The organism is Paenibacillus sp. S28 (assembly GCF_016624415.1).
Taxonomy (GTDB): Bacteria; Bacillota; Bacilli; order Paenibacillales; family Paenibacillaceae; genus Paenibacillus_AQ; species Paenibacillus_AQ favisporus.
Genome location: NZ_JACVTM010000003.1, coordinates 37,301 through 49,852 on the forward strand (window position 1 = coordinate 37,301; position 12,552 = coordinate 49,852).

The following is a 12,552-nucleotide window of genomic DNA, read 5'->3' on the forward strand; positions in this document are numbered from 1 at the left end:
CATGACATTTAAAGTGTTGTTGATCGATGACGAACCCGCTGCCCTGGAGGGGCTGGAGCTGTGGATCGACTGGGAGGAGCTGGGCTTTGAGGTGTGCGGCCGCGCAAGCAACGGAAAGGAAGGGCTGCATTTAATCCGGGAGCTGGCGCCGGACCTGGTCATCACCGACGTACGGATGCCGCTGATGGACGGGCTTGAAATGATCGAGGCATGGAGCCGGGAGGGGACAGCGCCGGTCAAATTCGCCATTGTCAGCGGATTTGGCGAATTTAAATACGCCCAGAAGGCGCTGCGATACGGCGTCAATGCGTACCTGCTCAAACCGGTCATTCCGGAGGAGGCGGCTGAGCAGATCCGGGACATTCGGAGGGAGCTCGTGCGGGAGCGGGAGGAACAGAGCCTGACGAGGATGGCTTCTTACGAAGAGGCGGTTTCAATGATTAAAGATCTGCTGAGCGGCGGCCCGGACGCCTTGGACGACAGGGAGAAGGAGGTAACCCGCCTGTCAGATGCCATGCCGGCATGGAACATGTGCCTGGTGCAGGCGGCGCCGGATCCTCTTGCCCGGCTGCGGACGAAGGCTGCCGCAATGGCAGAGGCGGGCGAATACATATACCTGGTCGATCTGGAGCCGAGCAGCTTCGGGATCGTGTATGGTTGGGACTCGGCAGAGGATAACGATAAGGCAGCTTGCGCGATGCCGGAGGAGCTGCTGGCGGATAGCGCGGACGGACAACGGGTGTTTATGGCGTCAGGGCAGGCGGAGAACAGCCTGCTTCGGATCAGCCGCTGCTGCAAGACGGCGAAGAAGGCCATACAATATGCTTTTTACCTTGATCATGCTCCGGGCTTGATCCTCTACGAGCAGGTGGAACATCTCCAGTTTGAGGATCATTTCGAGCGGTTGGATCTGTTTGAAGAAATGCTCCAGGCTGTGTCGCTGCTGGACATGCCGGCTTTGCGAAAGGCGGTACAGTTAGCGGATTCCAGTCTGCGGGAGTCCATGCCGAATCCGGACATCGTCAAAAAACTCGCTATCCATGTCATGTATCAAATCATGAGCCATATGCGCGAAGCAGCCGGCACTGCAGCGGAGCCCTGGATCGAAAAGTACAACATTCCTCGGATATCCGGCACTGTGATGACGCTTGGCGACGTGATCGGCGATCTGCTGTCCTGCGCCGAGGGCTGCATTGACTTTTTTATGCGGGAACAGCAGCGGCAGTCCCAGGGCATTGCCCAGGAAATTATCGACTACGTCCGCGAGCACTACCGGGAGCCGCTGACGATCCGCAAGCTGGCTGAGGTCTTCTACCTGCATCCCGTTTATCTCGGCCAGCTGCTGCTGAAGAAGAACGGCATCGGCTTTAACGAAATGCTGCATAATCTGCGGATTGAAGAGGCTGTACGCCTTCTGGAAAACAGCAGTTTGAAGAACAGCGAAATTGCGGAGCGCGTCGGGTACGGCCATTACGGCCAATTCCTCAAGCAGTTTGAAGCGAGGCATGCCGTGTCCCCCAATGAATACAAAAAAAGGATGTTCTAAAGTTTTGAAGGTGACTCCTTTAATTCCGATATAGTTTCGGCTATGGCAGCGCTTTTACAATAAAGACAGTTACATGAAAAGGCTTACAATAAAAAGCTTGGTGTGGCTAAAATTTGACGGAGGTGCTTTACATGGGGGGAAGATTTAAACCGCTGGTTCGTCTTGGCATACTCATGGCGATGACGTTCAGCGTAGTCCTGTCCGGCTGCGGCGGCAGCAAAGACAACAGCGCAGACAACGGCAGCAGCTCTACAGGGCAGACAGCGACGGGCAGCAGCAGCGACGGAAAGGTGGAGCCGTTCAACGTGAGCGTTTTCATCGGGGAAGCCGGGCAGCAGCCCACTCCGGACAACAAGATTTACAAAAAAATCAAGGATGAGACGGGAGCCACGTTTAATTTCGAGTTTTTGGCAGGCGACATTAACCAGAAGCTGGGCGTCATGATTGCCGGCTCCGACTACCCGGATCTGATGACCGGCAACACGAAGCTGACAGCGGCTGGAGCCTATATTCCGCTGGAGGATTTGATCGAGAAGTACGCGCCAAATTTGAAGAAGCATTATGAAAAATACTGGAACATGATGAAGGACCCGAACGACGGGCACATTTATATTCTGCCGAACTATGGAGTATACAACGGCAAGCTGAACAGCACCTGGTATTCCGGGCCGGCGTTCTGGGTTCAGAAGGACGTGCTGGCTGAGGCCGGCTATCCGAAGGTGAAGACGCTGGACGAGTACTTCGACCTGATCGCCAAGTATAAGGCGAAGCATCCGACCATCGACGGCAGCCCGACGATCGGTTTTGAGATTTTGAACTATGACTGGAAAAACTGGGGTCTCTTTAACCCGCCTCAGCATCTGATTGGTCATCCGAACGACGGCGGCGTTGTTGTGAACAACGGTGTAGCCGAAATTTTTGCCGATAAGGATTATGCCAAGCAATATTACCAGAAGCTGAATCAAATGAACGAGCAAGGGCTGATCGACAAAGAGACGTTCGTACAGAACTTTGACCAGTACCTGGCCAAACTGTCCAGCGGCACGGTGCTCGGCATGTTCGACCAGCACTGGAACTTCCAGAATGCCGAGAACTCGCTGATCACCCAGAAGAAGTTTAACCGGACGTATGTGGGACTTCCGCTCGTATATGACACAAGCACGAAGGACTATTATCGCGACCGGGCTGTGCTTAACCTGAACAACGGCTTCGGAATCAGCGTCAATGCAAAGGATCCTGTGAAGATCATCAAGCTGCTCGACACCTTGATCACGGAAGATTGGCAAAAAGTGTTCTCATGGGGCATTGAAGGTGAGGACTACATCGTCAACGAGCAGGGCCGTTTTATGCGAACCCAGGAGCAGCGGGATAAGCAGTCGGACGGAACATGGAAGCTGGCGAACAAAGCTGACGCCCTTTTCGGAAACCTGCCGAAAATCGAGGGAAGCTTCAGCGACGGCAACTCCACCGACGCCGCTGCACAGCCGGAAGAATACAAAGCGGGCCTGAACGATTACGACAAAAAATTCCTGGAAGCCTACGGCTTTGACAGCTACGTCGATTTCTTCAGCGAGCCGCCGGAGAATCCAATTTACTACCCGGCCTGGTCCATCGATCTGGTCGAAGGATCGCCAGCCAAAGTAGCGAACACGAAGCTGAACGATCTGTCCACCAAGTATTTGCCGAAAGCCGTTTTGGCGAACCCGTCCGATTTTGATTCGGTATGGAATGAGTACACGTCACAAATTCACAAGGTCGATGTCAAGGCGTACGAAGACAAGATCAACGAGCAAATCAAGTGGAGAATCGACAATTGGAGCAAATAAGGGTTCACAGAAAGTGGGAGGCGCGAATGAGCGCCTTCCGCTTTATAGATACCCGCTCCGGAATTTGAATATGGTGAGGAGAGCAAACGTATGGCTGTGACTGTAACCAATAAGAAAGCTGTCCGGAAACCAGAGAAGAAACGGAAGCTGACCTGGGCTGTGCTGAAGAGCCAGCAGCAGTTGATCTGGATGTCCGTGCCCTTGACGCTGTATATCATTTTATTTGCCTACGTTCCGGTCTGGGGCTGGACGATGGCATTTCAGAACTACAAACCGGCGCGTTCCTTCAGCCAGCAGGACTGGGTCGGATTCAAGCAGTTTAAATTTTTGTTTACCGATGACGATTTCATGCGGGTGCTGCGTAATACGCTCGGTATGAGCATTATCAATCTCGTGCTTGGTTTCGTAACGGCAATCGTGCTCGCGCTGCTGCTCAACGAAATTCGAAAGGTCATTTGGAAAAGGACGGTACAAACGATTTCTTACCTGCCGCACTTTTTGTCCTGGGTTATCGTGACCGGGATCGTAGCCACCTCGCTGGCTTCCGACGGCATTGTCAACGATATTTTGATGAAGCTGCATTTGATCAAGGAACCGATTTTATGGCTTAGCGAAGGAAAGTATTTCTGGGGCATTGTCGGTGCTTCCCATGTGTGGAAAGAAGTGGGCTGGAATACGATCATCTATCTGGCCGCCATGGCGTCGATCGATCCCGCGCTGTACGAAGCGGCGGAGATGGACGGAGCCAGCCGCTACCGGAAGATGCTTCATGTAACTCTGCCGGGGATCAAATCCACGATTGTCATTTTGCTCATCATGTCCATCGGCCATATTTTGGACGCTGGCTTTGAGGTTCAGTATCTGCTCGGCAACGGGCTGGTCGTGGACTGGGCTGAAACGATCGATATCTTTGTCTTGAAATACGGGATCGCTCAAGGAAACTATTCACTTGCCACAGCCGGCGGGATCTTTAAAACGGTCGTGAGTGTCGCCCTGTTACTGGTGGCCAACTGGACCGCAAAGCGGCTTGGGGAAGAGAGGCTGTTATGAGTATGGAAAATCATCAAATCAGCCCGCAGGGAGCGGCTGGTGTTACGATAAGAAAAAGCATGCGCTCGAGCAAGGTTGAGCCGGTGCTGTTCAATACGTTTAATGCGATTTTTATGATCTTTTTGGTGGTTGTCACGCTGTATCCGTTTTTGAACACGATCGCCGTGTCGCTGAATGCGGGCAACGATACGATCCGCGGAGGCATTTATTTATGGCCACGGCAATGGACGCTGCAGAACTACAAGGCGGTGTTCGCATCGGGCACGATTTATGACGCGTTTTGGATCTCTGTGGCTCGGACCGTGCTGTCCACGGTGCTGAACATCTTCCTGACAACGATGCTGTCGTATACGCTGAGCCGGAAGGAATACGTCTTCCGCAAGCCGATCACCGTCATTTTCGTGCTGACGATGTACTTCAGCGCCGGCCTGATCCCGGGATACTTCCTGATCAAGGACCTGCACCTGCTGAACAGCTTCTGGGTGTATATTTTCCCGTCCATGATCAGCGCGTTCAACATGATCGTCATCCGCACCTATATCGGAACGATTCCGGACAGCCTGGTCGAATCGGCCAAGATCGACGGCGCCGGGGATTTCAAAATTTTCCTGCGGATCATTTTCCCGCTGTGTACACCGGTGCTGGCCACCATCGCACTGTTTGTGGCCGTAGGCGCATGGAACTCCTGGTTTGACGCATTCCTGTATACCTCCTCCAGACAGGAGCTCAGTACACTGCAGTATGAGCTGATGAAACTGCTCTCGTCGAGTATGAATTCCAACAGCAATCCGAACGTGGCGGCAGGCGTCGGCGTGAACCAGGAAACCGCGGTATCGATGGTGACGCCGCTCTCGATCCGCGCAGCCATAACGATTGTAGCCTCCGTTCCGATTCTGGTGGTCTATCCGTTCCTGCAAAAGTACTTTGTGGTCGGGCTCAATGTCGGCAGCGTGAAAGAGTAACGGAGTCAAAAAACGGAAAAGCGCCGTGGATGGCGATTTTTCGAACCCTAAGGGAACCGCATAGGGGCCTTTTAGTGGCCTCCTAAGCGGTCATGGTAGCGGCCGCCAGATTTCACTAAAGTCCAAATTAACACCCATAGGCAGGAGGAGTCTGTCATGAATTCAACGGGTACGCATACCGAGCAGGCGCTGAAGGATCTTTTCGCGCAGCATTTCCGGATCGGAGCGGCGGTCAATCCGCGGACGATCCGGTCGCAGGAGCAGCTGCTGGCACACCATTTTAACAGCATTACCGCGGAAAACGAAATGAAGTTCGTCAGCGTTCATCCGGAGGAAGGCGTGTATACGTTTGAGGATGCTGATCTGTTGGCCGATTTCGCCGGCAGGCACCAAATGGCGATGCGCGGGCATACGCTCGTCTGGCATAATCAGACCCCGGACTGGCTGTTCGAGGACAGCCAGGGACGGCCGGCAGGCAAGGCCTTATTGCTTGAGCGGCTCCGCTCGCATATCGATACAGTGGTGGGGCGGTACAAGGGCCGGCTTTATGCCTGGGATGTGGTCAACGAGGTTATCGCCGACGAAGGCGACGCGCTTCTGCGTCCGTCGAAGTGGCTGGACATCGCCGGGCCGGAGTTTATCGCCAGGGCGTTCGAATACGCCCATGACGCCGATCCGGACGCCCTGCTCTTCTACAACGACTACAACGAATCACATCCCGCCAAGCGGGATAAAATCTACGCGCTGGTGAAGTCCTTGCTGGAGCAAGGCGCGCTGATCCACGGCATCGGCCTGCAAGCCCATTGGAACCTCTTCGATCCGTCCCTGGATGATATCCGTGCGGCGATCGAGAAGTATGCTTCGCTCGGCCTGCAGCTGCAGCTCACCGAGCTGGACGTGTCGGTCTTCCGCTTCGATGACAGGCGGGCCGATCTGACTTCGCCGGAGCCGGGCATGCTCGAGCGTCAGGCGGAGCTGTACGAGGGCGTGTTCGGTCTGCTGAAGGAGTACCGCGACGTCATCAGCGGGGTGACCTTCTGGGGGGCGGCCGACGACTATACGTGGCTGGACGATTTTCCGGTGCGCGGCCGCAAAAACTGGCCGATGCTGTTCGATGCGCAGCACCGTCCGAAGCTGGCTTATGACCGGATCGCCGCGTTGTTTGCGGAGTAGGCGGAAACGCAAAATAGCGAAGAAGCGGAATCTTGCAGCTTGCAGCAAGCAAGCGCCTGGTATTCGATGATGCCGTTCTCCTATGATCTACGGGGGACGGCTCATTCCTTTACCAATGGGATGTTCTAAATCGGAATACATTCGTAGCATGGAAACTTCGATGGGGTTCGGGCAGAAACGTCATGCGTCTTACCGACAGGGAAGCATTGATATCAAAGAGCGGCTGGCTGAGCGAGGGATTGGGGTCTCGCCCATCGATGGTTATCCGAATCTGAGATGAAGGGGAAATCAAGACTTAAACAGGGGGGTGAGAGGAAACCGAATTTTAGTCCGGCAATATAGAATGAACTAAACAAAGAATGTTATAGGCCGTATTGGGCCGTTATAACAGGAAGTTTTAGTGCAACCCTTTTGTTCAATCTATATAGCTAAATGATTCTATCAAGAGAATGGAGGTATTGATAGAAATGCACGCAACGTGGTCACGTCTGAAAAAATCGGTTTGCGGATGGTTAGCCGGTGTAGCGGCCCTGTCGATCGTACTGGCCGTGCCGGGGCCGGCTCAGGTGTCGGCTTCAAGTAACGCCACCATCAACTTATCGGCGGAAAAACAGGTGATTCGCGGTTTTGGGGGAATCAACCACCCCGTCTGGATCGGGGATTTGACGGAAGCCCAAAGAGAAACGGCCTTCGGCAATGGGGACAACCAGCTGGGCTTTTCCATCCTCAGAATTCATGTGGATGAAGATCGGAACAATTGGAGCAAGGAAGTCGAAACGGCCAAGAGTGCGATTGCACATGGAGCCATTGTGTTTGCATCTCCTTGGAATCCGCCGAGCGATATGACAGAGACGTTCAACCGGAACGGAGATACGTCGGCCAAACGCCTAAGATACGACAAATATGCCGACTATGCCCAGTATCTTAACGATTTCGTTACTTTCATGAAGAACAACGGTGTGGATCTATATGCGATATCCGTCCAGAATGAGCCTGATTATGCCCATACCTGGACGTGGTGGACCCCTGAAGAGATGCTTCGCTTTATGAAGGAAAATGCAGGTTCCATTAACTGCCGGGTTATCGCGCCGGAATCGTTTCAATACCTGAAAAACATGTCCGAACCTATTCTGAACGATCCGCAGGCCCTGGCCAATATGGACATTTTGGGTACCCACCTGTACGGGACGCAGATCAGCGATTTCGCGTATCCTCTCTTTAAGGAAAAGGGAGCGGGCAAAGAACTGTGGATGACGGAAGTATACTATCCGAACAGCGAGGCTAACTCTGCAGATCGGTGGCCCGAGGCGCTTGACGTGTCCTATCATATTCATAATGCGATGGTAGAGGGAGATTTCGAGGCTTACGTATGGTGGTATATCCGCAGGCAGTATGGTCCTATGAAAGAGGACGGTACGATAAGCAAGCGCGGGTATAATATGGCTCATTTCTCCAAATTTGTCCGCCCCGGTTATGTCAGGGTCGATGCAACGAAGAACCCCGATACCAACGTCTACACTTCTGCATATAAAGGCAACAACAAGGTCGTGATTGTGGCCATTAACAAAGGCACCTCAGCGGTAAGCCAAACCTTCACCTTGCAAAACGGCAAGGCGTCTAAGGTCACCCCATGGGTAACGGACGCCAGCAGAAATATGACCGCCGGATCTTCGATTAAAGTAAAGGGCGGTTCTTTTACGGCCCAGCTTCCTGCCCAAAGCGTGACAACCTTCGTAGGCGAATTGGCGCATTAAACGGTGCAAACTAAACGGTGGGATAGGATGATAATTTCAGCCCGCCGGTTCGTTAAGCGGGAACGATATGTAATTAAAAAAAGAACACCTCCCATCCAAGGGAGGTGTTCTTTTGCTTATCTCTGCAATCCCGATTACATGCTCAATGCTCAAAAGCCTGGTCTTATTTGCTAACCGTTCCTGCCACCGGAACCGTCTGCCGTCTGCGCTCCTGCATATAGACGGCCAGCACGATCAGGAAGGCGAGCCCGACGAGCAGGGCGCCGATCCAAGGCAGGGAGGTGAGCCCCATCTCGTCGATGACCCAACCGCCGAAGAAGGCGCCGAACGCGTTGCCGAGGTTGCCGGCCGAGTGATTGGAGGTCGAGGCGAGCGCGGGCGCCTCCTGCGCCAGGTTCATAATTTTCACCTGAATGCCCGGCATGACCGCAAACGAAGCGGCTCCCCACAGGAAGATAGTAACGACTGCGCCAACTGGGCTCTTGACGGTAAAAGTGAAAATCGTCAGCAGCACACAGATGGAGAGAAAGATGCCCAGGATCGCGGGCATCAGCTTCCAGTCGGCGAGCTTGCCGCCCAGCATGTTGCCGACCGTGACCCCGATGCCGAACAGGACGAGAATCCAGGTGACGCTGCTTTCATGGAATCCGGTCACCTGCTCCAGCAGCGGGGCGATATACGTAAAGACGGCGAACAAGCTTGAGTTGCCGACGGCGCAGGCCAGCAGGATGATCAGCAGCTTGGGCTGGGCTACCGCCCTGAACTGCTTGCCCAGGCTGGCCGACTCATCGCGGCGGATCCGCGGGATGAACAGGACGATGCCGATCAGGGCCACGATCCCCATCACCATGATCGCGCCGAAGGAGGCGCGCCAGCCCAGGTGCTGGCCGACAAAGGTGCCCACCGGCACGCCGATAATGTTGGCGATCGTCAGGCCCGCCATCATGATGGATACTGCGCCGGCCCGTTTATGCGGCTTGACGAGGCCGGAAGCGATGACGGCGCCGACGCCGAAGAAGGTGCCGTGGCACAGCGCCGTTATGAGGCGGGCTGCCATCAGCACGGTATAGTTCGGTGCGATGACGGCAATGCCGTTGCCGAGAATGAACAGCGCCATCAACAGGCAGAGCAGCAGCTTCTGCGGAAGCCGGTGAGTTAAGATGGTCAGGATCGGGGCGCCGACCGCCACGCCAAGCGCGTAGCTGGTGATCAGCTGCCCGGCTGTGGAGATGCTTACGTTCAGATCATCGGCTACATTTGGCAGAATGCCCATGATCACGAATTCGGTCATGCCGATCGCAAAGGCGCCCACCGTCAGCGACAGAAGGGAGACAGGAAAGGGTTCCTTGCCCTTTGCCGCCGTACGGGAATGGAAATCTGGAGTAGAAGTAGAATTCATGCTGCAGCTTCAACCTTTCTGAAAACCAGACGGTCGCCGTCCGGATAATGTTCTTCCTCCATAGTAACAGGAAAACAGGGGATTTTCAGAAAAAGTTTCACGGGTACTAGTTAGATAAGGTGTTTGTTAAGGGCAGAAACGTTCTAATCTTTGAAAGAAAAAGTTGACACAAAGTGTTATAGTAAGCGGTTTAATTGGTATTTTCATTGAAAACCTAAATCTGAAAATTTGCATTTCATTCGATGGAATTTCCTCAAAAACGGAAATTCAGACGAATTTCGACAAAAACATGACATATATATTGACACGAAATCTCAATTCTATTAAAGTTCAATTAATAACATCACTGGAGAAATTATAAGACCAAAGTCGGACGCCAATTCGGGTAATTATCCCTAAATGCCGAGTTTAAATCCACTGTGTTCCATTTTCCTGCCAAGATTTTCTCCATAGGTGAAATTAATTAAAATGGAGGACCGTCTCCGATGCAGAAGCACGATCAGGATTATATCCGGAGGAAAAACAGAAGTACGGTGTTTGAACTGATCCGTAAACACTCGCCCCTGTCCCGTGCCGAGATCGCCAGACTGACAGGAATGAGTCCAACGACGGTCAGCCGGATCGTTTCCGAGCTGTACCAGCAGGACTTTATGCATGAGATCGAGCAGACGACGACCGGCGTCGGACGTAAAGCTGTGATGCTGCACGTGAATCCCGGCTCGGTGCTCTCCGTGGGCGTTGAAATCGACCGCGGCGGCATCCGGATTGGCATTGTGGACCTGGATGGCAAGGTGGTCCACAGTACGCAGGTGACGCGCGATTCCCGCGAAACGCCGGAGGCAACGCTGGAGCGTATCGCCTCGGCCATAGAGGAGCTGATCCAGGCGGAGGACATCGACCGCCGCAAGGTGGTCGGCATCGGCGTCGGACTGCCGGGCATTGTCGACTACGCCGGGGGCAGCGTGGTACTGTCCGCGCAGCTTGGCTGGAAGCAGACCGACATCGCCGGGGAGCTCCGGCGGCTGACCGGATTTGAGGTCGCCGTGGATAACGAGCTGAAAGTCCGTGCGCTGGCCGAACACCAATATGGCTCGGCGAGAGGATCGAGCCGCTCGGTGCTGATCGGCTTCGGCAGCGGGGTCGGCTCCTCCCTGATCATCGATGGGGAAATCTATCGCGGGGAGACGAACAGTGCCGGGGAAATCGGGCATACGGTAGTAGACCCGGGAGGCCTTCTGTGCGAGTGCGGCAAGGTCGGCTGCCTGCAGACCTATATCGCCGAAGCGTCGCTTGTTGAGCAGGCCAACAAAATCAAACCGATCGGATCGCTGGAGGAATTGTTCCAGGCGAGGAAGGACGGAGAGTATTGGGCGGCGAGCATTGTGGACCGGGCCATGACTTTCGTAGCGGTCACGGTCAGCAACATTGCCTGCGTATACAACCCGGATACGGTGATTCTGACCGGCAAGCTGGTGGAAAGCTTCCCTGAAGTCCGGGACTTCATTTCGGACAAATGCATGGATCAATTTGTGTGGGAGCCGCTGCGCGGAACCTTCCAGATCGTCTACTCGTCTCTGGAGAGCGACGGCGTGGTGATCGGATCGGGCATACTGGCCCAAAACCTGTTCCTGGACATCGACAGACAGATGGAGCAGGCAGACTAAATTTAACGAAGCGGGTGTTGACGTATGAAATTGGAACCGTTGGTGGAGGAATACCGCGGCGGCGTGCTGGAGAACGTGCATCTCGGCGTGCTGTGCGGCGTCTCGGATCAAGGAGAAGTCATCTATGAGGTGGGCGATGCGGAGCATATGACCTTCCTGCGTTCGGCGGCCAAGCCGTTCCAGGCGATCCCGGTTATGAAGCAGAACATCGCCGAAAAGTACGGGCTGACGGATGCGGAAGCCGCCATGTTCGCCGCCTCCCACCGGGGCGAAACGTATCATATCGAAGCATTGGAATCCATTATGGCCAAAACCGGCCTCAAAGAAGAGCAGCTGCTGTGCTGCCCGACCTATCCGCTAAACGATGAGCCGAAGTTCGCCCTCATGCGGGAAAATAAACCGCCGCGCAAGCTGTATCATAACTGCTCCGGCAAGCATCTCGGCATTCTGGCCGCGGCGAGGGAGATGGGCTTGCCGACCGAGACTTACTGGCAGCCATCGCATCCGCTGCAGCAGGACATCCTTCACACGCTCGCGGACATGGCCGAATATCCGGTCGATCAGATTAAAGTAGGCGTTGACGGCTGCGGATTTCCGATCTTTGCGCTGCCGCTGAAATCGATCGCCACGGCATACCTGAAGCTGGCCTGCCCAGAGCTGATCCGTGATGCCGGGACGCGGGAAGCCGTGCAGCGTATGGTCCGCTATATGCACGCGGCGCCGGACAGTATCGCGAGCCATCAGTTTATCTGCTCGGAGCTGCTGCGGGACGACAACATCGTCGCCAAGGGAGGAGCCAAAGGTGTCTACTGCTTCTCTTTAATTCGGGAACGCGTCGCTTTTGCGCTGAAAGTGATCGACGGCTCGGAGACACCGTGGCCGATCACCGTTGCTTCGATCCTCGAGCAAATCGGATACAGCAACCAGGCCACGATTGACCGTCTGTATACGGTCGTTCCAAAGGAAATCAAGAACGACAACCACATTGTAGTCGGCGAGCGCAGAGCCGCTTTTACCCTGGCAGGTAAGTAAACGCAAGCTTCTAATTGAAGTAATCCTCTCCTTTTTCGAAAAATGCTTCGATCTACGAAACTAGCAATTTGGCAGTAACGAATAGAGGAAGCAGGAGAAACCAAGCACCTGATTGCCATTGACACGCAGTACCGGAAGTTCTTCAG

Annotated in this window: 9 protein-coding genes; 8 read left to right on the forward strand and 1 reads right to left on the reverse strand. The window is 54.3% G+C overall.

The window, feature by feature from the left end:
- Nucleotide 1 precedes the first annotated feature (1 nt).
- The 6 genes from IAE55_RS08730 to IAE55_RS08755 all read left to right on the forward strand — a co-directional run bounded on the left by IAE55_RS08730 (nucleotide 2) and on the right by IAE55_RS08755 (nucleotide 8,311).
- Nucleotides 2–1,546: a response regulator transcription factor gene (locus IAE55_RS08730; protein WP_200631759.1), complete on the forward strand. Its 1,545-nt coding sequence runs from the start codon at nucleotides 2–4 to the stop codon at nucleotides 1,544–1,546.
- Between the two features lie 131 nt (nucleotides 1,547–1,677).
- Nucleotides 1,678–3,372: an ABC transporter substrate-binding protein gene (locus IAE55_RS08735; RefSeq protein WP_200631760.1), complete on the forward strand. Its 1,695-nt coding sequence runs from the start codon at nucleotides 1,678–1,680 to the stop codon at nucleotides 3,370–3,372.
- A 90-nt stretch (nucleotides 3,373–3,462) separates the two neighbouring features.
- Nucleotides 3,463–4,422, forward strand: a complete 960-nt coding sequence (locus IAE55_RS08740; protein ID WP_152400901.1) for an ABC transporter permease — start codon at nucleotides 3,463–3,465, stop codon at nucleotides 4,420–4,422.
- Nucleotides 4,423–4,424: 2 nt separating this feature from the next.
- On the forward strand, nucleotides 4,425–5,384 hold the full coding sequence (locus IAE55_RS08745) for a carbohydrate ABC transporter permease (protein ID WP_186320158.1): 960 nt from the start codon (nucleotides 4,425–4,427) through the stop codon (nucleotides 5,382–5,384).
- Nucleotides 5,385–5,540: 156 nt separating this feature from the next.
- Nucleotides 5,541–6,557 (forward strand): endo-1,4-beta-xylanase, encoded by a 1,017-nt coding sequence (locus IAE55_RS08750; protein WP_200631762.1) that lies wholly within the window; start codon nucleotides 5,541–5,543, stop codon nucleotides 6,555–6,557.
- Between the two features lie 467 nt (nucleotides 6,558–7,024).
- Entirely contained in the window at nucleotides 7,025–8,311 is a 1,287-nt protein-coding gene (locus tag IAE55_RS08755; protein WP_200631764.1) for a glycoside hydrolase family 30 beta sandwich domain-containing protein, read from the forward strand.
- Between the two features lie 163 nt (nucleotides 8,312–8,474).
- Here IAE55_RS08755 and IAE55_RS08760 read toward each other — a convergent pair whose 3' ends face one another.
- Nucleotides 8,475–9,710 carry an MFS transporter gene (locus IAE55_RS08760; protein ID WP_145160218.1) on the reverse strand — a complete coding sequence of 412 codons (1,236 nt, stop codon included), beginning with the start codon at nucleotides 9,708–9,710 and terminating at the stop codon, nucleotides 8,475–8,477.
- A gap of 485 nt (nucleotides 9,711–10,195) precedes the next feature.
- On the opposite strand from IAE55_RS08760, the gene IAE55_RS08765 reads away from it, so the two are divergent.
- Both IAE55_RS08765 and IAE55_RS08770 read left to right on the forward strand, forming a co-directional pair.
- Complete coding sequence (locus IAE55_RS08765) at nucleotides 10,196–11,374, forward strand: ROK family transcriptional regulator (RefSeq protein WP_105441794.1); 1,179 nt, start codon at nucleotides 10,196–10,198, stop codon at nucleotides 11,372–11,374.
- 24 nt (nucleotides 11,375–11,398) lie between these two features.
- On the forward strand, nucleotides 11,399–12,406 hold the full coding sequence (locus IAE55_RS08770; protein ID WP_200631768.1) for an asparaginase: 1,008 nt from the start codon (nucleotides 11,399–11,401) through the stop codon (nucleotides 12,404–12,406).
- The last annotated feature ends 146 nt before the right edge of the window (nucleotides 12,407–12,552 follow it).